Source organism: Pseudomonas syringae group sp. 247E2 (genome assembly GCF_032587795.1).
Classification (GTDB): Bacteria; Pseudomonadota; Gammaproteobacteria; order Pseudomonadales; family Pseudomonadaceae; genus Aquipseudomonas; species Aquipseudomonas amygdali.
Map to the genome: position 1 here is coordinate 175,254 of NZ_JAWHPK010000008.1, position 21,238 is coordinate 196,491.

General features: G+C 60.3%; 21 protein-coding genes. 12 read left to right on the forward strand and 9 right to left on the reverse strand.

Annotation, left to right across the window (positions count from 1 at the left end):
- Window positions 1-96 precede the first annotated feature (96 nt).
- Complete coding sequence (locus RYC18_RS08110) at window positions 97-423, forward strand: YqjD family protein (RefSeq protein ID WP_002551349.1); 327 nt, start codon at window positions 97-99, stop codon at window positions 421-423.
- On the opposite strand, the gene RYC18_RS08115 is transcribed toward RYC18_RS08110, so the two are convergent.
- Entirely contained in the window at window positions 424-1,380 is a 957-nt protein-coding gene (locus RYC18_RS08115; RefSeq protein WP_316885044.1) for a LysR family transcriptional regulator, read from the reverse strand.
- 79 nt (window positions 1,381-1,459) lie between these two features.
- Here RYC18_RS08115 and trpB point away from each other — a divergent pair, with 79 nt between their 5' ends.
- The 3 genes from trpB to RYC18_RS08130 all read left to right on the forward strand — a co-directional run bounded on the left by trpB (window position 1,460) and on the right by RYC18_RS08130 (window position 4,154).
- Window positions 1,460-2,689: a tryptophan synthase subunit beta gene (gene trpB, locus RYC18_RS08120; RefSeq protein ID WP_219170690.1), complete on the forward strand. Its 1,230-nt coding sequence runs from the start codon at window positions 1,460-1,462 to the stop codon at window positions 2,687-2,689.
- Entirely contained in the window at window positions 2,686-3,498 is an 813-nt protein-coding gene (gene trpA, locus RYC18_RS08125; protein WP_004660359.1) for a tryptophan synthase subunit alpha, read from the forward strand. Before trpB ends, trpA begins: the two co-directional genes overlap by 4 nt.
- 125 nt (window positions 3,499-3,623) lie before the next feature.
- The gene (locus RYC18_RS08130) at window positions 3,624-4,154 is read left to right on the forward strand and encodes an anti-virulence regulator CigR family protein (protein WP_004662871.1); all 531 of its coding nucleotides are present in this window, start codon (window positions 3,624-3,626) and stop codon (window positions 4,152-4,154) included.
- A 184-nt stretch (window positions 4,155-4,338) separates the two neighbouring features.
- Here the strand turns inward: RYC18_RS08130 and RYC18_RS08135 are convergent, their stop codons facing one another.
- The 3 genes from RYC18_RS08135 to RYC18_RS08145 all read right to left on the reverse strand — a co-directional run bounded on the left by RYC18_RS08135 (window position 4,339) and on the right by RYC18_RS08145 (window position 6,696).
- Window positions 4,339-5,163 (reverse strand): alpha/beta fold hydrolase, encoded by an 825-nt coding sequence (locus tag RYC18_RS08135; protein ID WP_316885050.1) that lies wholly within the window; start codon window positions 5,161-5,163, stop codon window positions 4,339-4,341.
- Window positions 5,164-5,376: 213 nt separating this feature from the next.
- A complete protein-coding gene (locus RYC18_RS08140; protein ID WP_316885052.1) occupies window positions 5,377-5,709 on the reverse strand; it encodes a DOPA 4,5-dioxygenase family protein in 333 nt (110 codons plus the stop codon).
- A gap of 36 nt (window positions 5,710-5,745) precedes the next feature.
- Window positions 5,746-6,696: a choline sulfate utilization transcriptional regulator gene (locus tag RYC18_RS08145; RefSeq protein WP_057405198.1), complete on the reverse strand. Its 951-nt coding sequence runs from the start codon at window positions 6,694-6,696 to the stop codon at window positions 5,746-5,748.
- Between the two features lie 114 nt (window positions 6,697-6,810).
- Here RYC18_RS08145 and betC point away from each other — a divergent pair, with 114 nt between their 5' ends.
- The 3 genes from betC to RYC18_RS08160 all read left to right on the forward strand — a co-directional run bounded on the left by betC (window position 6,811) and on the right by RYC18_RS08160 (window position 11,026).
- On the forward strand, window positions 6,811-8,316 hold the full coding sequence (betC, locus tag RYC18_RS08150) for a choline-sulfatase (RefSeq protein ID WP_016980478.1): 1,506 nt from the start codon (window positions 6,811-6,813) through the stop codon (window positions 8,314-8,316).
- Window positions 8,317-8,353: 37 nt separating this feature from the next.
- Complete coding sequence (locus RYC18_RS08155; protein ID WP_316885055.1) at window positions 8,354-9,280, forward strand: choline ABC transporter substrate-binding protein; 927 nt, start codon at window positions 8,354-8,356, stop codon at window positions 9,278-9,280.
- 177 nt (window positions 9,281-9,457) lie between these two features.
- Entirely contained in the window at window positions 9,458-11,026 is a 1,569-nt protein-coding gene (locus RYC18_RS08160) for a SulP family inorganic anion transporter (protein WP_316885057.1), read from the forward strand.
- A gap of 96 nt (window positions 11,027-11,122) precedes the next feature.
- Here the strand turns inward: RYC18_RS08160 and aroE are convergent, their stop codons facing one another.
- A complete protein-coding gene (gene aroE / locus RYC18_RS08165; protein WP_316885059.1) occupies window positions 11,123-11,947 on the reverse strand; it encodes a shikimate dehydrogenase in 825 nt (274 codons plus the stop codon).
- Window positions 11,947-12,861, reverse strand: coding sequence for an oxygen-dependent coproporphyrinogen oxidase (gene hemF, locus RYC18_RS08170; RefSeq protein WP_002551339.1), 915 nt, complete (start codon window positions 12,859-12,861; stop codon window positions 11,947-11,949). The genes aroE and hemF overlap by 1 nt, the downstream gene beginning before the upstream one ends.
- A gap of 171 nt (window positions 12,862-13,032) precedes the next feature.
- Here hemF and RYC18_RS08175 point away from each other — a divergent pair, with 171 nt between their 5' ends.
- Window positions 13,033-14,010: an NADPH:quinone reductase gene (locus tag RYC18_RS08175; RefSeq protein WP_046834920.1), complete on the forward strand. Its 978-nt coding sequence runs from the start codon at window positions 13,033-13,035 to the stop codon at window positions 14,008-14,010.
- Window positions 14,011-14,017: 7 nt separating this feature from the next.
- Here RYC18_RS08175 and RYC18_RS08180 read toward each other — a convergent pair whose 3' ends face one another.
- The 3 genes from RYC18_RS08180 to RYC18_RS08190 form a co-directional block, all read right to left on the reverse strand.
- Window positions 14,018-14,575, reverse strand: coding sequence for an L-threonylcarbamoyladenylate synthase (locus RYC18_RS08180; RefSeq protein WP_004662860.1), 558 nt, complete (start codon window positions 14,573-14,575; stop codon window positions 14,018-14,020).
- A 38-nt stretch (window positions 14,576-14,613) separates the two neighbouring features.
- On the reverse strand, window positions 14,614-15,732 hold the full coding sequence (gene dprA / locus RYC18_RS08185) for a DNA-processing protein DprA (RefSeq protein WP_005743943.1): 1,119 nt from the start codon (window positions 15,730-15,732) through the stop codon (window positions 14,614-14,616).
- A 123-nt stretch (window positions 15,733-15,855) separates the two neighbouring features.
- Complete coding sequence (locus RYC18_RS08190; RefSeq protein WP_002551334.1) at window positions 15,856-16,881, reverse strand: LysM peptidoglycan-binding domain-containing protein; 1,026 nt, start codon at window positions 16,879-16,881, stop codon at window positions 15,856-15,858.
- 125 nt (window positions 16,882-17,006) lie between these two features.
- Here RYC18_RS08190 and def point away from each other — a divergent pair, with 125 nt between their 5' ends.
- Genes def through trkA form a run of 4 tightly spaced genes read left to right on the forward strand, consistent with a single transcriptional unit; the run spans window position 17,007 to window position 21,230 of the window.
- Window positions 17,007-17,513, forward strand: a complete 507-nt coding sequence (gene def / locus RYC18_RS08195) for a peptide deformylase (RefSeq protein WP_005732754.1) — start codon at window positions 17,007-17,009, stop codon at window positions 17,511-17,513.
- A 59-nt stretch (window positions 17,514-17,572) separates the two neighbouring features.
- Window positions 17,573-18,517 carry a methionyl-tRNA formyltransferase gene (gene fmt / locus RYC18_RS08200; protein ID WP_316885071.1) on the forward strand — a complete coding sequence of 315 codons (945 nt, stop codon included), beginning with the start codon at window positions 17,573-17,575 and terminating at the stop codon, window positions 18,515-18,517.
- The gene (gene rsmB / locus RYC18_RS08205; protein WP_005743946.1) at window positions 18,514-19,860 is read left to right on the forward strand and encodes a 16S rRNA (cytosine(967)-C(5))-methyltransferase RsmB; all 1,347 of its coding nucleotides are present in this window, start codon (window positions 18,514-18,516) and stop codon (window positions 19,858-19,860) included. The genes fmt and rsmB overlap by 4 nt, the downstream gene beginning before the upstream one ends.
- Window positions 19,857-21,230, forward strand: coding sequence for a Trk system potassium transporter TrkA (gene trkA, locus RYC18_RS08210; RefSeq protein ID WP_005732751.1), 1,374 nt, complete (start codon window positions 19,857-19,859; stop codon window positions 21,228-21,230). The genes rsmB and trkA overlap by 4 nt, the downstream gene beginning before the upstream one ends.
- Window positions 21,231-21,238: the final 8 nt, after the last annotated feature.

Here is a 21,238-nt window from a genome sequence, read left to right on the forward strand (position 1 = left end):
CGCAAAAGTTCAGCGCTTTGCAAAAATCCCATCGCACTTTCCAAAAAGCCCGGAGTCGGAAACAACACGCCCACTCATCATTGCAGGAGAAACACCATGGCTACTACGTCACTTCGCAAAGCCTCGTTGCAGAGTATGGAAGCTGAGATCGAGAGCCTCCTGAAGTCCCTCGAGGGCCTGAAAGCCGACGCTACCGACGAGTCGCGCAAGACACTGAAAAATCTGAAAGCCAACGCTGAAAGCGCACTGAGCCATTCGCGCAGCCTGCTCAGCGATGTCTACGAAGACGTTAAAGAGAAAACCCGCGAAAATGCACTGGCAACTCGTGACTATGCTCAGGAGCACCCTTGGACCACCGCTGGTGTTGCGGTAGGTGCCATTGGCCTGATCACTGCCTACATGCTGTTCAAGCGTGGTAACTGATCAGATTCTGATCGGGTCCTCAGACCGCTTCAGCTCATTTTTCAACCACTGAGCAAGCTGTCGCGCCCGTCCATCGGCCGCACGTCTGGGTACCCAAAGCGCCAGCTGCGCCGGGGTTTCACTAAACCCCCAAGGCGCAGCCAGGCGACCGGCCTTCAGGTCATCGATGACCAGAGGCTCGGGCGCAATTGCAATGCCAAGGCCCGCCACGGCCGCCTCCAGCAAATAATACAAATGCTCGAAACCCTGCCCGTAACGCAATGACTGCGGATCGATGCCGTTGTGCTGCGCCCAGCTTGGCCAGGCTTGCGGACGTGAGGTGGTTTGCAACAGTGATTCTTTGAGCATTGCTGCGGCGGGTGCATCGCGCAGACTTTCGAATCGCGCGAAGCGTGGGCTCAAGACCGGCCCGATTCGTTCGCTCGCCAGTTCGAAAACCTGCATGTCTGCAGGCCACGGCGGCTCGGCGAATACCAGCAATGCATCCAGACCGGGCCGGCGCGGATCAAGGTCGCCTTCACCTGCCGACAGGTGCAGGCGCAGGTCTGGCAACTCGGCATTAAGACGGCTCAAACGCGGTATGAACCAGCGCGCCAGCAGGCTGCCGGAACATCCCAACACGAATGGCGCGTCTGCGCTGCCCTTGCTCAGCTCGACACATACGCCGCGCAATCGATCGAATGCTTCGCCACTCACATCGCGTAACCGAATGCCTGCATCTGTGAGTTTCAAGCCTCGTCCGTCCTTGCTGAACAGGCTTACACCCAAGTGCTCTTCAAGCACTTTCAATTGGCGACTGACAGCACCGTGCGTCACGTTCAGCTGTTCGGCGGCCTGACTGACGCTGCCAAGTCGGGCGGTGCTTTCGAAGGCACGCAGGGCGTTGAGGGGAGGAAGGTCGCGGCTCATGATCTGTGAGTTTTCCTGACAGGTTGCAGCGATCTTATCGGTTTTCATCGAGCCGTGCGCTGGTTAAAGTGGACCCATTGCCGATCCGGCTCAATTCATTCGCCCAATACTGCAACTGGAGCACTTCATGACCCAGACCAACTTCCGCAGCGGCCCCGACGCCAACGGCCTGTTCGGCTCATTCGGCGGCCGCTACGTGGCTGAAACCCTGATGCCGCTGGTGCTAGACCTCAACCGCGAGTACGAAGCCGCCAAGGCCGACCCGGAGTTCGCCAAGGAAATGGCCTACTTCCAGCGCGATTACGTGGGCCGTCCAAACCCGCTGTACTTCGCCGAGCGCCTGACCGAATTCTGTGGCGGCGCGAAGATCTACTTCAAGCGCGAAGAGCTGAACCACACCGGCGCGCACAAGATCAACAACTGCATCGGCCAGGTATTGCTGGCCAAGCGCATGGGCAAAAAACGCCTGATTGCGGAAACCGGCGCGGGCATGCACGGCGTTGCTACCGCTACCGTCGCGGCGCGCTTTGGCTTGCCTTGCGTGATCTACATGGGCGCGACCGACATCGAGCGTCAGCAGGCCAACGTGTTCCGCATGAAGCTGCTGGGCGCTGAAATCGTGCCGGTCACTTCCGGCACCGGCACCCTGAAAGATGCGATGAACGAAGCCCTGCGTGACTGGGTGACCAACGTCGACGACACCTTCTACCTGATCGGCACTGTGGCAGGTCCGCATCCGTATCCGGCGATGGTGCGTGATTTCCAGGCCATCATCGGCAAGGAAACCAAAGAGCAGATGCAGGAGAAGGAAGGTCGTCTGCCGGACAGCCTGATAGCCTGCGTGGGTGGCGGCTCCAACGCCATGGGCCTGTTCCATCCGTTCCTCGATGACGCCAGCGTAGAAATCATCGGCGTTGAAGCGGGCGGTCACGGCGTGAATACCGACAAGCACGCGGCCAGCCTCAATGGCGGCGTACCGGGCGTGCTGCACGGCAACCGTACCTACCTGCTCCAGGATGGCGACGGGCAGATCACCGACGCGCACTCGATCTCTGCTGGCCTGGACTATCCGGGTATCGGCCCGGAGCACGCCTTCCTGCACGAAGTGAAACGCGTCGAGTACGTCAGCATCACCGATGACGAAGCGCTGGATGCCTTCCATCAATGCTGCCTGCTCGAAGGCATCATCCCGGCACTGGAAACCGCTCACGCACTGGCCGAAGCCATGAAGCGGGCAACCAACCTGCGCGACGACCACCTGATGGTCGTGTGCCTGTCCGGGCGCGGTGACAAAGACATGCAAACCGTCATGAACCATATGGCAGCCGCCGAAAAAACTCAGGAGAAGCTGGTATGAGCCGTCTCGAACAACGTTTCGCCCAGCTGAAAACCGAAGGTCGTGCGGCGCTGGTCACTTTCATCACCGCCGGCGACCCAGGCTACGACACCTCGCTGCAAGTCCTGAAGGGCCTGCCTGCTGCGGGTGCTGACGTGATCGAGCTGGGCATGCCGTTCACTGATCCGATGGCAGACGGTGTGGCGATTCAGCTCGCTACGCTACGCGCTCTGGACGCGGGCCAGACCCTGCAGAAAACCCTGCAGATGGTCAGCGAATTCCGTGTCGACGATCAGACCACGCCGATTGTGCTGATGGGTTACTACAACCCGATCCACCGCTTTGGCGTCGAAGCCTTCGTGGCGCAGGCAAAAGAAGCGGGCGTCGACGGTCTGATCATCGTTGACCTGCCTCCCGAGCACGACGCCGAACTGGCAACGCCTGCACAGGCATCCGGTATCGACTTCATCCGCCTGACCACGCCAACCACCGACGATGCGCGCTTGCCGCGTGTGTTGGAGCGCAGCTCCGGGTTTGTCTACTACGTGTCGGTTGCCGGTGTAACTGGTGCTGGCTCGGCGACCACCGAGCACGTTACTGAAGCCATCGCACGCCTGCGTCGCCACACCAGCCTGCCGATCAGCGTCGGTTTCGGTATCCGCACACCCGAGCAGGCAGCGGCCATTGCTCGTCTGGCAGACGGCGTTGTAGTGGGCTCGGCGTTCGTCGATAAGATCGCCACTGCTGAGTCGCCTGAAAAGGCAATCGATGGCGTGTTGACTCTGTGCGCCGCATTGGCCGAAGGTGTACGTAACGCACGCATCGGCTGAGGGTAAAGTTTCTGATACAGAGGAATCAAAGCGCTATCAGCGGTTCTATGTAGCACGACACAAGGGGTTCATGACCAATGTCATGAACCCCTTTTTGCTGCATTGAGTGAAGCTGAGGAAGCACCATGAAACTGCCAAACCGTTTTATCACCGGGCTGGGTATCTTGATGATCAGCGCCAGCCCGCTATTGCAAGCGGCGCCGCCTGACCAGCGCGGTGATGGCCCGGACGACAACCGCGGCGGCCAGCAGCAGGGACCGCAGAACAACGGCGGGCATAACGAGCGTGGCAATGACCGTGGACCGGGCAACGATAACGGCAGGGGTCCAGACAAGGGCCCGGCCAGTCAGCCAGGCAGACAGGCCCATCAGGACAACCGTGGCGGCAACCGCCCACCGCAGGATTTCGGCCCGGTACGCGAGACCTTCCAGCAGCACCGCGACGTCATCGGCCGAGGCCAGCCGCTGCCACCTGGTGTACACATCGCCAAAGGCCGTCCGTTGCCACCTGGTTACGGTAAACGCCTGGACAGCCGCTCGCTGCAATACCTGCCACATTATGACGGCTACGAATGGCGCCGCCTGGGCACCGACGTCGTACTGATCGCCGTGGGTTCGGGAATTGTTTACGCGATTCTGGATGGTGTGTTGAATTGATGGTCTGCTGACGCCCTTGAATACGCGGTGACACACAGACCTGTGACGCGGAGCGTCACGAACGGCATTCCCACGCTGGAGCGTGCGGAACGATCATCCAACTATCGTGCGACGCTCCGCGTCGCATGCCGTTCTGGACGCTCCGCGTCCGATCTTGAAGGCCCAGCGCAGAAACCAGCCCACCTCAACCCTGCTGCTGATTAACCCGCGCCAAAAACGTCATCAGCGCCCCTGACACAAAATCCGGGTTTTCCAGATTGGCAATATGACCCGCTTCAGGCACCAGCACGTAAGGGCAGCCAATCAGGCTGGCCATCTCACGGGTTTCTTCAGGCGGACGCGGGATGTCAGCATCGCCACACATCACCAGCGTGGTGTCTGCATTCAGTTGCTCTATCAACCCAAGCCGATCGTCACGACCAAAGATCATTCGCCCCAGAGGCACTACAGTCTGGCGCAACTGCTCTGCATTCATACCCGCCAATGCGGAGCGGAACGCCTGATACACCGGCGACTGCGGGTCAATGCCAGGCCGGAAGAAGATCGGCACCACAATGTCCAACAGCGGCTCAGGAAAGGCACCGGCCTCTTCCAGCTTGTCGAGCAACGAGAAATAGTAGGCTTTCTTGGCTTCCGACTCTTTGCCCAGATAAGTGTCCATCAGCACCAGCCCGGTAATGCGCTCTGGCGCGAGCAGCGCAGCAATCGCACCCCACATGCCGCCCACCGACAGCCCGACGATGCTGCAACGCTCGATATTCAAATGATCCAGCAGCGCCAGCGCATGACGGGCGAGATCATCGAGATTGCGGGTGCCTTCCGGAAAACCGCTGGAATCTCCATGCCCCCAAAGGTCCGGCACAATCACCCGATACCGGCTGGCCAGCGTGTCGATCTGCGCACTCCACATCGCCTTTTCCCAAAGGTAACTGTGACCGAGCAAGACAACCGGCCCGGTGCCTTGGTCAGCGTAGTGAAGGGTCTTACCGTCGATGAGTAGATCCGGCATTTCTGATGATCCTCTGTCTGGTCTTTCAGCATTCATTTCAAGCAGCCCGTGAAAGGCGGCTTATCGATGTTGACGCGTATGCATGACCATTTTGTTGAAATTTGCGCTGCAACGGACCGATTGGTCATTTTTCAGCGGAGCTATCTTACACCGATCTTTTCGACGAGGAATGCGCTTGTAATTGCTGAAGGAAAACGGCCGAGAAGCTGGCTATCAGCCACTTAGAGCGCCCAGATTCAAAGGCCGAACCGCGCCCATCCAGATGGCATGGTCGGTATGGTCGCGCAGCTCATCGCCCGTCAACGGATGCAGAAAAACCACCAATCCATCGCGATTAAGCGCGAGCCATAAAGTGACATCAGCCAACTGCTCATGCCCGAACGCCAACTGGCAACTCCAGTCCGGATGCGGCCCAACCAGCTTTTGGTGAACGCGGCCCATCTGCACGGCAAATTTCTCGGTCGCGGCTTCGCACAGGGCTCGGGCCTGGTCCAGGGTCTGGGCGTTGAAATAGATATGGGCGTGGTAGCCGTGGATGTCTTGCATGTATGAGTCCTTCCTGACCAAAAAATGAACGCCTGCTTACACCGCAATCGACGGCAACGGCCTGCCCGCCAGCGAAACCCCGCTCAACGCCTGCTCACTCGCCAGCCAATCCACGAACTGCTGAACGATCTGCACGCGCCGTTTGCGCTGGGGCAAAACCACGTAATAGCCCTGGCCGGAAATGGCGGCTCCGGCGATGGGGCGGCAGAGCAGGCCTTGGTCGAGGAGGTCGTCGACCAGGTGTTTCCAGCCGATGGCGATGCCTTGTCCGCCAATCGCAGCCTGGATGAGCAGGGTGTAGTTGTCGAAACGCAGCTGGCCGGGGGTAGGAGCCTGGGGGATGTCGAGGGCGCGGAATACGCCCGCCCAGTCGAACCAGTTGTTGCTGCTTTCGCCGCGCAGGTGCAAGAGCGGAAAGTCGCGCAGTGCCTCGTTGGGCAGCGGCGTCTGGCGACCCGTGATCAGTTGCGGGCTGCACACTGGAAAGACTTCTTCGCTGAACAGCCAATGGCTTTCGCCTTGCTTGAAGCGCCCGTCGCCGAACAGTACGGCAACGTCGATATCTGCGCGTAACATGCTGTGGGTACGCTCGCTGGTGACCAGGCTGACATCCACGTCCGGGTTGACCTTGTGGAAACGGTGCAGACGCGGCATCAGCCAGTAGGCGGCGAAGGCAAAGTCGGTCGCCACTTGAAGCACTTCGTGCTGGTGCTGTTCGGTGATCGCTATCAGTCCGCTGTCGATGGATTGCAGGCCAGCCTGCACATGGCTGAACAATATTTCACCGGCTTCGGTAAGCTCGATGCCGCGATAGATCCGGTCAAACAGGCGGGTGGCCAGCTGTTCTTCAAGGCGCTTGATCTGCTGGCTGACGGCAGGCTGAGTAGTGCCCAGTTCGATAGCCGCCGCAGTGAAGCTGCGCAAGCGAGCCGCGACTTCAAAGGCACGTAGCAGGTCGAGAGACATGTCGCCAAAAGCTTCAAACATAAGCGGTGCTTATCCTAGGCATTGCTGCGCATGGGCTTTACCATCAAACACGACGACTTCATCCTCATACCCAGCACTTTCGCATAACTTTTCACAATGGGATGCAGCGATTACATGAAGCGCAAAAATATTCTGTTCATCATGGCCGATCAAATGGCCGCGCCAATGTTGCCGTTTTACTCCCGGTCTCCAATCCTGATGCCGAATCTGAGCCGCCTTGCTGCCGACGGCGTGGTGTTCGATTCAGCGTATTGCAACAGCCCTCTGTGCGCACCATCGCGTTTCACACTGGTCAGCGGTCAGCTGCCAAGCAAGATCGGCGCGTACGACAACGCAGCCGACTTCCCGGCTGATATTCCAACCTACGCTCACTATCTGCGTGCGCTGGGCTACAAGACCGCTCTGGCAGGCAAGATGCATTTCTGTGGGCCGGATCAACTGCACGGTTACGAAGAGCGCCTGACCAGTGACATTTACCCGGCCGACTATGGCTGGTCGGTCAACTGGGACGAGCCGGATGTGCGTCCGAGCTGGTATCACAACATGTCCTCAGTGTTGCAGGCCGGCCCGTGCATTCGTACCAACCAGCTGGATTTCGATGAAGAAGTGCTGTTTAAGTCCCAGCAGTATCTGTACGACTACGTACGCCAGGACGGTGATGCGCCTTTCTGCCTGACCGTTTCCATGACTCATCCTCATGATCCGTACACCATTCCCAAGCCGTTCTGGGACCTGTACGCCGACGAAGAGATCCCGATGCCGCCGCCGCACGCCAATCAGGCCGCGCTGGACCCGCATTCGCAACGGCTGCTCAAGGTCTATGACCTGTGGGACAAGCCCATGCCGACCGACAAGATTCGTGATGCGCGCCGCGCCTACTTTGGCGCGTGCAGCTACATCGACCTCAACGTCGGCAAGCTGATGCAGACGCTGGATGAAGTCGGACTGGCGGAAGACACCATCGTGGTGTTCTCCGGCGATCACGGCGACATGCTGGGCGAGAAGGGCCTCTGGTACAAAATGCACTGGTTCGAAATGGCCGCCCGCGTGCCGTTGGTGGTGTATTCGCCGGGCCAGTTCAAGCCAGGGCGGGTCAGTGCGTCGGTGTCGACTGCCGACTTGCTGCCGACCTTCGTCGAAATGGCCAACGGCAAACTGGACGCCGGGTTGCCACTGGACGGACGCTCGCTGATGCCGCACCTGAAACGCAAGGGCGGGCACGATGAGGTGTTCGGCGAGTACATGGCCGAAGGCACGACCAGCCCGTTGATGATGATCCGTCGCGACGCTTACAAATTCATCTATTCGGAGCAGGACCCGTGCCTGCTCTTCGATGTGAAGAAGGACCCGAAAGAGCAGAATGATCTGAGCCAGTCACCCGCCCATGAAAAGCTGTTCAATGACTTCCTGGCTGAAGCTCGAGCCAAGTGGGATATACCGGCGATACACCAACAGGTGCTCGCCAGCCAGCGCAGAAGGCGCTTCGTCGCCAAATCGCTGGCAACCGGCAAGCTGAAGAGTTGGGATCACCAGCCACTGGTCGACGCCAGTCAGCAGTACATGCGCAACCACATTGATCTGGACGATCTGGAGCGTAAGGCACGTTTTCCGCAACCTTGACCCTGCCCACACCAAAAAAATCAAAAGGGGTACATCAATGAAGAAGTTATCCACAGCCGTTGCGGTCGCGGTCATGGCGTTCGGCAGCCTTGCGGCGCAGGCAGAGGACGCAAGTTGCAGCACCGTGAAAATGGCCGATCCGGGCTGGAGTGACATCGGGGCCACCAATGCTATCGCCAGCGTGGTGCTTGAAGGTCTGGGCTACAAGGCCAAGGTCGACACCTTGGCCGTGCCGATTGCCTATGGCGGCCTGAAAGACGGCAAGCTGGATGTTTTTCTGGGTAACTGGATGCCGGCGCAGCAGGGCTTTTACGACAAGTTCGTGGCGACCGGCGATGTAACGCAATTGGCCAGGAACCTTGAAGGCACCGAGTTCACCCTGGCCGTGCCGGACTATGTGTGGGACGCCGGCGTGCATGATTTTGCCGACCTGAATAAATTCGCTGACAAGTTCGACCAGAAGATCTACGGCATTGGCGCTGGCGCACCTGCCAACCTGTCGCTGCAGGAGATCATCAAGAAGAATGAATTCGATCTGGGCAAATGGAAGCTGGTCGAGTCGAGCGAGACGGCGATGCTCGCCGAGGTCAATCGCAATGTGAAGAAGAAAGCGTTTGTGGTCTTCCTCGGCTGGACCCCGCATCCGATGAACGTGCAGATCAAAGGTATGCATTACCTCAAGGGCGGCGAGAAATACTTTGGCGATACCGGCTCGGTCTTCACCCTGACTCGCAAGGGTTATGCGCAAGCCTGTCCGAACGTCGGCAAGCTGCTGACCAATCTGAGCTTCACCCTGGACATGGAAAACAGCATCATGGCTGAAGTTGCGAACAAGAAGGTCAGCAATAGCGCAGCGGCAAAGGCCTGGATCAAAGCCAATCCCGCAGTGCTGGACACGTGGCTGGAGGGCGTGAAGACGTTTGATGGCAAGGATGGGCTGGCGGCGGTGAAGGCCAGGTTGTAGGCGTAAAGTCTTGAGTGCGCGGCGTGGCGCAGATCTGTGACGCGGAGCGTCACCCAAGGCATTCCCACGCTGGCGCGTGAGGAACGATAGGTGTCCGACTATCGTGCCCCATGCTCCGCGTGGGTATGCCGTTCTGGGCGCTCTGCGTCCTCTACGTTCAATTCACTCGAGGGACCGATGCGCTGGCTCAATCGCCATAAATTCCTACCGTTTCTAGCCTGGCTGCCGCAGCAGAGCCGCGCCAGTGTCGGGCGTGATGCGCTGGTGGGCCTGAGCGGTGCCATTCTGGCCCTGCCGCAGTCCATCGCTTACGCACTGATCGCCGGGCTGCCTCCGGAGTACGGTCTGTACGCCGCCATTGTTCCTGTTCTGATCGCCTGCCTGTGGGGCTCGTCCTGGCACCTCATCTGTGGGCCGACTGCGGCTATTTCCATCGTGCTGTATGCCAGTGTCAGTCCGCTCGCCGTTCCGGCCAGTCAGGACTACATAATGTTGATCCTGCTGCTGACGTTCATCGCCGGTGTATTCCAGCTATTGCTGGGGATGATGCGCTTCGGTGCGCTGGTGAATTTCGTTTCGCACTCGGTGGTGCTCGGTTTCACACTGGGCGCTGCAATAGTCATTGCACTCGGGCAGATGCCCAATCTGCTGGGCATTGACCTGCCGAGTCAGACCACCGCCCTTAGAAGCCTGACCGCCGTGTTAGAACATCCTGGAGAGGTCGATCTACCTTCACTGACACTGGGCCTGTTGACCCTGGCGCTGAGCATCGGGCTCAAACTCCTGGTGCCTCGCTGGCCAACCTTATTGATTGCATTGGTATCGAGCAGCCTGTTGGTGTGGCTGTGGCCGGCGATGTTCGGCCATGTCCGTGTGGTCAGTGCTTTCGTTGGCCATCTACCGCCTTTCAGCCCGCTACCGCTGGACCTTGAGCTGATCCTCAAGCTGCTGCCGACAGCAGTGGCGGTGGGCATGCTGGGGCTGGTCAACAGCCTGTCGATTGCCCGCTCGCTGTCGGCACGTTCGCAGCAGCTGCTCAACGCCAATCAGGAAGTCCGTGCGCAAGGTCTGTCGAATATGGTCGGCTCGCTGTTTTCCGGCTACCTGTCAGCGGGCTCGTTCACCCGTGCGGCGCTGAGTTACGAGGCGGGTGCGCGTTCGCCGTTGGCCGGCGTTTTTTCGGCGCTATGGGTGGCATTGTTCGCGGTCGCCGGAGCCTCGTTGATCTCGCACATTCCAATCCCGGCCATGGCCGCCTCGATCCTGCTGATCTGCTGGGGCCTGGTGGATCGCCGTGGCATTCGTGCACTGTTCCGTGTCAGCCGCGCCGAGTTTTTCGTGATGGCGCTGACCTGTCTGGCCACCCTGCTGCTGGAGCTGCAAACCGCGATTTATGCCGGTGTGCTGGCCTCGCTGTTCTTCTACCTCAAACGCACTTCACAACCGCGCGTGCAGCAATGGCGCGAAGGCGATGAGGATGTGCTGCGGGTCGGCGGCTCGATCTTCTTCGGTGCCAGCCATTACCTGCAAACTCGCCTGCAACGCACTGAAGGGCTGCGTGTAGTGATCGATGCGCAGCAGATCAACTTTATCGATTACTCAGGCGTGGAAATGCTTCATCAGGAAGCCAGGCGCTTGGGTCAGCAGGGGCGAGTGCTGGTAATGCGAAATGCCAGACCCCAAGTGATCGAGGAATTGCATAAGCTGGAAGGGCCGCAGAACTGCCCGATTCTGTTTGAGGATTGAGCCATAACTCATCGTCCCGACGCTCCGCGTCGAAAGAGGACGCGGAGCGTCCAGAACGGCATGCCAACGCGGAGCATTGGCACGATAGTCTCTCAGTCAACCAGCCGCCAGCAGCCTGCGCAACTCGGCCAGTACCGGAGCCGAGTCCGGCCGCACGCCGCGCCATAGCAGGAAAGCTTCTGCCGCCTGCTCCACCAGCATACCCAAGCCATCAACCGACTGTGCCGCACCATGCTCAGTAGCCCAACGGCAAAAGGCGGTGGGCTCTTTGCTGTACATCATGTCGTAGCAGAAGGTCGCACCGGGCCGGATAAGGCTCGGGGAAATCGGTGGCAGCTCTCCGGCCAGACTGGCAGAGGTGGCATTGATGATCACATCCACCGGTTCTTCAAGCCAATCGAAGCTGCTGGCAAACACAGGGCCAAGATCCGCAAATTCCTGAGCCAGTCGTTCGGCTTTTCCAACGGTGCGATTGGCAATCACCAGCACTGCGGGTTGCTCCGCCAGCAACGGCTCCAGCGCGCCACGCACAGCACCACCCGCACCCAGCAACAGAATGCGCTGACCACGCAGGCTGCGCCCGCAATTGACTGTCAGGTCGCGCACCAGCCCGGCACCGTCGGTGTTGTCACCCAGCAGCGTACCGTCATCGAGCTTGCTCAAGGTGTTCACGGCTCCCGCACGCTGCCCGCGCTCGGTCAGGCTATCAGCGAGGCGATAGGCTTCTTCCTTGAACGGCACAGTCACGTTGGCACCACGTCCGGTCTGGAAAAACGCCTGGGCAAATGCGGTGAAATCATCCAAAGGTGCCAGCGACGTCTGGTAATCCAGCGCCTGCCCGGTTTGCTCGGCGAACAGGCGATGAATCAACGGCGACTTGCTGTGGCCAATGGGGTTACCGAAGACGACGTACCGGTCCATCAGTTGTCCGCCAGCCAGTCGCGATCAGTCAGGAAGTATTCGGTCAGACGCGCCTCTTCACTGCCCGGAGCGGCTTTCCAGTCATAACCCCAGCGCACTTGCGGCGGCAGCGACATAAGGATCGATTCGGTACGGCCACCCGATTGCAGACCGAACAGCGTGCCGCGGTCGTACACCAGGTTGAACTCGACGTAGCGCCCCCGACGGAATTCCTGAAACTCGCGCTGCTGCACCGTATAGGCCGCAGCCTTGCGACGACGCACGATCGGCAGGTAGGCATTGATAAACGCATCACCGATGGCGCGGATGAAGGCAAAGCTGGTATCGAAATCCCATTGGTTCACGTCATCGAAAAACAGACCACCGATACCGCGTGGCTCATCACGATGCTTGAGGTGGAAGTAACTGTCGCACCATGCCTTGTAGCGCGGGTAGACATCGTCGCCGAAGGGCGCACAGGCGCGTTCGGCCACCCGGTGCCAGTGTACGCAGTCTTCCTCGACGCCATAGTAGGGCGTCAAATCGAAACCGCCACCAAACCACCAGACCGGCTCCTCGCCTTCTTTCTCGGCAATGAAGAACCGCACATTGGCGTGGGACGTCGGCACATGCGGGTTGTGCGGGTGAATCACCAGCGACACGCCCAGCGCCTCGAAACCACGCCCGGCCAGCTCAGGCCGGTGGGCACTGGCCGACGGAGGCAGGTTGCTGCCGAACACGTGGGAAAAGTTGACACCACCTTTCTCGATGACCGCGCCATTCTCGATCACCCGCGTGCGACCACCGCCGCCCGCCGGACGCGTCCAGGCATCTTCCACAAAGTGTGCGTTGCCATCTTCCTGCTCGAGCGCGGTGCAGATCCGGTCTTGCAGGTCGAGCAGGTAGGCTTTTACGGCCTCGGTACGGGTACTCATGAGGATCCCTTACGGCTGACGTCAAACGGCTGAGCCCCCGCAGCAAAAGAGGCGCAGGCAAATTGGCGCGTAGCATACCATCGGCAGCGCGGGCTGGCAGTTGACGAAGGCCGGGGGAAGGAGTCCGATAGGTGCTTTCGGAACTTGTTTTAACCATCAAGGAGAGAGCACATGGCAAAGCGTATCCAGTTCAGCACTGTCGGAGGACCCGAGGTTCTTGAATATGTCGATTTCGAGCCGGAGGCTCCAGGGCCGCAGGCGGTGGTTGTGCGCAACAAGGCCATTGGCCTGAATTTCATTGATACCTATTACCGTAGCGGGCTGTATCCAGCGCCTGAGTTGCCTTCCGGGCTTGGTGCTGAAGGGGCGGGCGTGGTCGAGGCGGTGGGTGATGAGGTGACGCGCTTCAAGGTCGGTGATCGTGTCGCCTATGGCACCGGGCCTCTGGGTGCGTACAGCGACGTGCATGTGCTGCCTGAGGCGAATCTGGTGAAGCTGGCGGACTCGGTCAGTTTCGAGCAGGCCGCTGCGTTGATGCTCAAGGGCCTGACCGTGCAATACCTGCTGCGCCAGACCTATCAGGTGAAGCCGGGCGAGATCATTCTGTTTCATGCGGCGGCTGGTGGTGTCGGCTCGTTGGCCTGTCAGTGGGTCAAGGCATTGGGCGCGAAGCTGATCGGCACGGTCAGTTCACCGGAGAAGGCCGCTCACGCCAAGGCGCTGGGTGCCTGGGAAACCATCGACTACAGCCACGAAGACGTCGCCAAACGTGTGCTGGAGCTCACCGACGGCAAGAAGTGCCCGGTGGTCTACGACGGCGTGGGGCAGGACACTTGGCTGACCTCGCTCGACAGCGTGGCACCGCGTGGGCTGGTGGTGAGCTTCGGCAATGCGTCCGGACCGGTCTCAGGTGTGAATCTGGGGATTCTGGCGCAAAAGGGCTCGGTGTATGTCACCCGCCCGACGCTGGGCACCTACGCAAACAATGCGCAGAACCTGCAAGCCATGGCTGACGAGCTGTTCGACATGCTCGCCAGCGGCAAACTCAAGGTCGACAACATTCAGCAGTACGCCTTGAAGGACGCCGCCAAGGCGCAAACCGAGCTGTCCGCTCGGCGCACCACTGGCTCGACCATTCTGATTCCCTGAGCCTGCGTCAGCCAGCGCGCATGACCTGGCCGGTCGCGATATCACGGATCACGCTGGGGTTTCGGCGGCCGCCCAGGCTGCCGCCCAGCACACCGTCGATCTGACCCCGGAAGTACTGCTCGACGCGCAATCGCGAACGGGCAGCCGGGCGACCTGCCGGGTTGGCCGATGTGGAAATCAACGGGCCGACCAACGCGCACAGTTCGCGCACCGTAGGGTGGTCGGTGACGCGCAGCGCCACGGTTTCATGAATGCCAGTAATCCACTCGGGCAGCAGGTTCTGATGCGGCACCAGCCAGGTATTGGGCCCTGGCCAGGTGCTGGCCATGCGGTCGAGCCACAATTGGGGGAAGTCTTCGAACAGAAAGTCGAACTGGCGAATGTTGTCGGCGATCAGGATCAGGCCTTTTTCCACTGGCCGTGACTTGATCGCCAGCAAACGATAAACCGCTTCTTCATCCCATGGATCACACCCCAGGCCCCAGACTGCCTCGGTCGGGTAAGCAATCACCGCACCGGCTCGAATATCCTGAGCGGCTTGTTGCACACGCCAACTGCTGACCATTGTTTGTCTCTCCGCTAAATCCTGACGGCAGTTTAACCTCAGGGCGCTCTGGCGAACCATCGTCCCGCTTCACAGCTTATTCTGCCGTCCAGTTCCAGCTCGGTCAGGCCCGCCAGTACCTTGGGCAACGGCCAGCCGCTGGAGACCGATAACCCCTCGCTGGTATGCGGCGCAGCGTGCAGCAGCGCCAGAAGTGGATGGTCGCAAGGCACCGGTTTGGCAGGTGTCTCGGGCGGTGCAGCGGGCGCAACGCTCTTCCAGTGCTGCAAGCCTTCAAGAATGTGCTCAACGGTCTCGACCAGCGTTGCGCCATCGCGTATCAACTGGTGGCAACCCTTGGCACCCGGATGGTGAATCGAACCCGGTATCGCATAAACCTCTCGCCCTTGCTCAGCGGCCAGGCGTGCGGTAATCAAAGAGCCACTGGCAACACTGGCCTCGACCACCAGTACGCCGAGCGATAGGCCGCTGATGATTCGGTTGCGCCGCGGGAAGTTACTGGGCTGTGGTTCAGCGTCCAGCGGGAACTCGGAAATCACCGCGCCACCTTGTGCCGCCATCTGCGCGGCGAGCGCACGATGCTGCTGTGGATAAAGTTTTTCAAGCCCGGTGCCCAGCACACCGATTGTATGCCCACCGACATCCAGTGCGCCCTGATGCGCGGCTCCGTCAATGCCACGCGCCAGACCGCTGGTGATCACAAAACCGGCACCCGCCAGGCTGCGCGCAAAAGCTCTGGCGGTGTCCAGACCGGGTCTGGAAGCGCGACGACTGCCGACCATTCCCAACTGCGGACGCTCGAGGATTGAAGGATCGCCGGCAATGAAGATCAGCGGCGGAGGGTCGGCGATTTCGGCCAGCAGCGCGGGGTAGCAAGGGTCGTCCCACATCAGCAAATGCTGGGCCGGACACTCCAGCCAGGCCAATGCAGCACTCGCCCCGTCCCTGACGGAAGGGGCTCGACGCGCCTCGGCGCAGGCACCTGGAATACCCAGCGCACGCCATGCACTGGCCGGTGCGCTCAGCGCAGACGACGCAGAACCGAAGGCTTCCATCAGCCTGGAAAAGCGTTTCGGTCCGATCTCGGGCAAGCGATGCATACGCAGACGGGCTTCCAGCTCTGCTGGCGAAGAGAGGGCATTTTCGAACAGTGGCATGAGATCGTCCCTGATCCATTGTGCATCTCAGACGATGCACAAACCTGTGGATAACTCTGTTGACAACAATTTGATAAGTGTCTGGCTCGTCACACAAATCCGTAGCAGAACTGAAACATACCTTTAAGGATTTCGAACCTTGTCCATGATGGCCAAAGATCGGTTGGCTTGCAGGACCAAGGCGTAACTAAGCTTGTCGTACGTACGGAAAACCATGAGCAGGCCAGACCGTTCGTCAGGGATTTTCACCTGTTCACCGGTGATTCGGTCGCGCACTGTCTCGCTGGTTTTGTAGATCGCCAGCACATTCCCCTCGGCCAGGCCGTCACGTTTACCTTTGTTGAGAGTGACCACATCCAGCACGCTGACCTGGGTTACGCCGCGTGGCACATCCAGAATCAAACCTTCTATCGGCGTTTGCGGGGCGCTGGGCAGGAAAGTCGAGTTGATCGCTCGCTCTTCGCTGCTGAACAATCGGTCGCCCAGGCGCACTTCCTGCGTAGAGCGCTGCAAAACCAGGGTCGAGACGTCTCCCTCGGAGGCAACCACCTCAGCGCTGCCGATGTCATCCGCGTTGATCCCCAGCACTTCCTTGGTCTGTGGGTCGGTGTAGGTCTTGCCCTGTCGGAAAATGCCGTAGACGGTGTGCGCCGGGTCCAGCGTGCCCCGTGCATAGGCCCGGTCACCGCTACCGCTAAGCACGCGCTCGGCATTGCCCGCAACGATGTAGGGGGCCTTTTCGAACTGCTCGGCATTGTCGACGATGCGATTGCTGATCAGGAATGCGTTGATCGCCCCCAGCGGAATGCTCGGAATGGCCTCGACCATCGGCGTACTGCGCACACGCGGTGACAATTTGATGGTCCCGCGCGACTCGCCCCGATTGAGCGTCACGCGCGGCTGACCATCGACCCAGGTCAGCGCAAGGGTGTCACCGGGGTAGATCAGGTCAGGATCATGGACTTGCGGATTGGCCCGCCATATCTCGCGCCATTTCCACGGTTCACGCAAAAACTTGCCGGAAATGTCCCAGAGTGTGTCCCCGGCGACAACGGTGTAGCTCTGCGGATAGCCTTCCCTGAGTTGCACTTGCGCCTGAGCAAGACCGCTGGCGGTCAACAGCAGCAGGGCGAGTAGTGATTTCCTCATGCGGTGAATCCCTTTATCATGTTGCCTCACGCGAACCCTAGAGTCCTGTCCTGGGCTGCCTGCCTTGAACTCCCGGGCCCGGCACCCAACATTGACTTTACCTTAACAGTGCAGCTCTTACGTATATGGCCATTCTAAACATCCTCGAATTTCCCGATTCGCGCCTGCGCACCATCGCCAAACCTGTGGCGATGGTAGACGAAGGCATTCGCCAGTTGGTCGACGACATGTTTGAAACCATGTACGAAGCGCCCGGCATCGGGCTGGCAGCCACGCAGGTCAATGTCCACAAGCGTGTGGTTGTCATGGACCTGAGCGAAGACCGCAGCGAACCGATGGTCTTCATCAACCCTGAAATCGAAAAACTGACCGATGAAATGGATCAGTATCAGGAAGGCTGCCTGTCGGTACCCGGTTTCTACGAGAACGTCGACCGCCCGCAAAAGGTCCGCGTCAAGGCGCTGGACCGTGACGGCAAGCCTTACGAACTGGTTGCCGAAGGCCTGCTCGCCATCTGCATCCAGCATGAGTGCGATCACCTGAACGGCAAGCTGTTCGTTGATTACCTCTCTAACCTCAAGCGCGACCGGATCAAGAAAAAACTCGAGAAACAGCACAAGCTGAACGCTTGATCCTTCGTCCCTCCAAAAGGCCTGCACAAGGCCTTTTTGTTTTTTAGAACGAGAAGCCCATGACTGAGCCACTGCGCATCGTCTTCGCCGGCACCCCGGAATTTGCCGCCGAACACCTCAAGGCCCTGCTAGACAGCCCTTACCAGATCGTCGCCGTGTACACCCAGCCTGATCGCCCGGCCGGTCGTGGACAAAAGCTGATGCCCAGCCCGGTCAAGCAACTGGCACTGCAGCATGACATCCCGGTCATGCAACCGCCCACGCTGCGCGCCCCTGACGCGCAGGCCGAACTGGCCGCGCTCAAGCCTGATTTGATGGTGGTGGTCGCCTACGGCTTGATCCTGCCGCAAGTGGTGCTGGATATTCCGCGTCTGGGCTGCATCAACAGCCATGCCTCACTGCTGCCACGCTGGCGCGGAGCTGCGCCGATTCAGCGCGCGGTGCAGGCCGGCGACGCCGAAAGCGGCGTGACCGTGATGCAAATGGAAGCTGGTCTGGACACCGGGCCGATGCTGCTCAAGGCTGTCACCCCGATCACCGCACAGGACACCGGTGGCACGCTGCATGACCGTCTGGCCGAACTCGGCCCACCAGCGGTGTTGCAGGCCATTGCAGGGCTGGCGGATGGTTCGCTGGTCGGCGAGGTTCAGGACGACAGCCTGGCCAATTACGCTCACAAATTGAACAAGGATGAGGCGCGTCTCGACTGGACACGTCCGGCCGATGAGCTGGAACGTCTGATCCGCGCCTTCAACCCGTGGCCGATCTGCCACAGCACGTTGAACGAAGAAACCCTGAAAGTGCTGGCTGCCGATCTGGCCGAAGGGCAGGGCGCACCGGGAACTGTACTCAGCGCCAGCAAGGACGGCCTGATCGTCGCCTGCGGCAAGAACGCCCTGCGCCTGACCCGTCTGCAACTGCCGGGCGGCAAGCCGCTGAATTTTGCTGATCTGTTCAACAGCCGTCGCGAGAAATTCGCCATCGGCACGGTGCTGGGCCAATGAACCCGCGTCTGGCCGCCGCCAAGGCACTGGCTGCCGTGCTCAGCGGCAAGGCATCGCTGAACAGTTCGCTGCCCACGCAACTGGACAAGGTCGAGGTGCGTGATCGCGGCCTGACTCAGGATCTGGCGTTCGGCACCGCACGCTGGCAGCCACGCCTGTCGGCACTGGCGGCCAAACTGTTGCAAAAACCCTTCAAGGCCGCCGATGCCGACGTCGAGGCGTTGCTGCTGGTAGGTCTTTACCAGCTGTTTTACAGCCGAATTCCTGCGCATGCGGCCATTGGTGAAACCGTTGGCTGCGCTGACAAGCTGAAAAAACCGTGGGCCAAAGGCTTGCTCAACGCCGTACTACGCAACGCGCAACGCGATGGCGAAGCGCTGTTGATTGAGCTGGAACACGACCCGGTGGTGCGCACCGCCCACCCGCGCTGGCTGCAAAAAGCCCTGAAAGCGGCGTGGCCGGAGCAATGGGAAGCGATCTGCGCAGCCAACAATGCGCATCCGCCGATGATTTTGCGGGTCAACCGTCGGCATAACAGCCGCGACCAGTACCTTGAGCTGCTGAACACTGCCGGGCTGCAAGCCAGCGCGTGCACCTTCAGTCAGGACGGCATCGTACTTGCCGAGCCCTGCGACGTGCGCTCGCTGCCGGGCTTTACCGAAGGCTGGATCAGCGTTCAGGACGAAGCCGCGCAACTGGCCGCCGACCTGCTGGAGCTCGCACCCGGGCAACGCGTACTCGACGCGTGCTGCGCGCCAGGTGGCAAGACCTGCCATTTGCTGGAAGTGCAGCCGCAATTGAGCGGCGTAGTCGCGGTGGACCTCGAAGCCAAGCGCCTGGTGCGCGTGCGTGAAAACCTTGATCGTCTGGGGCTGGACGCCGAGCTGATCGCTGCCGACGCCCGCGAAACGGCGCAGTGGTGGGACGGCAAGCCGTTCCAGCGCATCCTGCTCGACGCGCCGTGCTCGGCGACCGGCGTGATTCGTCGTCATCCGGACATCAAACTGACTCGTCAGGCAGACGACATCGTCGCGCTGGCGGCCTTGCAGGGCGAGCTGCTCGATGCGTTGTGGCCTACGCTGCAGGTAGGCGGCATGCTGGTGTACGCGACCTGCTCGACACTGCCGACCGAAAATACCGACGTCATCGAGGCGTTTCTGGCGCGTACCTCCGGGGCCAGAGAACTGGATATCGCCGGGCAGGCCGGACAGCCACCCGCAGGTATCAAGCAAGCCCATGGTCGCCAGCTGCTTGCCCAGCAAGGCGGCCACGACGGTTTCTACTACGCCAAACTGATCAAGATCGCGGATCAAGGTCGAGGCGGCGCGGGAGTAAGCAGGTGAAAATCATCATTCTGGGTGCAGGTCAGGTAGGCGGTACGCTGGCCGAGCATCTGGCGGGCGAAGCCAACGACATTACCGTGGTCGACACCGATGGCGACCGGTTACGCGATCTGGGCGACCGCCTGGACATCCGTACCGTGCAGGGCAAGGGCTCCTATCCCGCAGTCCTGCGCCAGGCGGGCGCGGACGACGCCGACATGCTGGTCGCGGTGACCAGCAGCGACGAAGCCAATATGATCGCCTGCCAAGTGGCCCACACGCTGTTCCACACGCCGACCAAGATCGCGCGCATCCGCGAAGCGGCGTACCTGACACGCGCGGGCCTGTTCGATAAAAACGCGATTCCGGTCGACGTGTTGATCAGCCCGGAACAGGTGGTCACCAATTACATCAAGCGCCTGATCGAGTACCCCGGCGCGCTACAGGTCATCGATTTCGCTGAAGGCAAGGCACAACTGGTCGCGGTCAAAGCCTATTACGGCGGTGCCTTGGTGGGCCAGCAGCTGCGCCAGTTACGTGCGCACATGCCCAATGTCGACACCCGTATCGCGGCGATCTATCGGCGCGACCGGGCGATCCTGCCCCACGGCGATACGGTCATCGAAGCCGACGACGAGGTGTTCTTCATCGCCGCCAAGGCCGATATTCGTGCGGTGATGGGTGAGCTGAGGCGTCTGGACGAGAACTACAAGCGCATCGTCATCGCAGGCGGTGGCAACATCGGCGAGCGTCTGGCTGAAGCCATTGAAAGCCGCTATCAGGTAAAGATCATCGAAGTGAACCCGGCGCGCTGCCGCTATCTGTCGGAGCATCTGGACAGTACGGTGGTGCTACAGGGCAGCTCATCGGACCGTGATTTGCTTATGGAAGAAAACATCAACAATACCGACCTGTTCCTGGCGCTGACCAACGACGATGAAGCCAACATCATGTCGTCGCTGCTGGCCAAACGGCTGGGCGCACGCAAGGTGATGACCCTGATCAACAACCCCGCCTACGTCGATCTGGTCCAGGGCGGCGAGATTGATGTGGCGGTCAGCCCGCAACTGGCAACCATCGGCACGCTGCTGGCTCATGTACGACGGGGCGATATCGTCAGCGTGCACTCGTTACGGCGCGGTGCAGCCGAAGCCATCGAGATCGTCGCGCACGGCGACCCGAAATCCAGCAAAGTGGTCGGTCGCGCCATCAAGGACATCAACCTGCCGACCGGCACGGCAATCGGTGCGATCATCCGCGACGAACAAGTGCTCATCGCCCATGACATCACCGTGATCGAATCCGGTGACCATGTGATCATGTTCCTTGTGGACAAGAAGTGCATCCGCGAGGTTGAGCGGCTGTTTCAGGTCGGCCTGAGCTTTTTCTGAACCGCTCC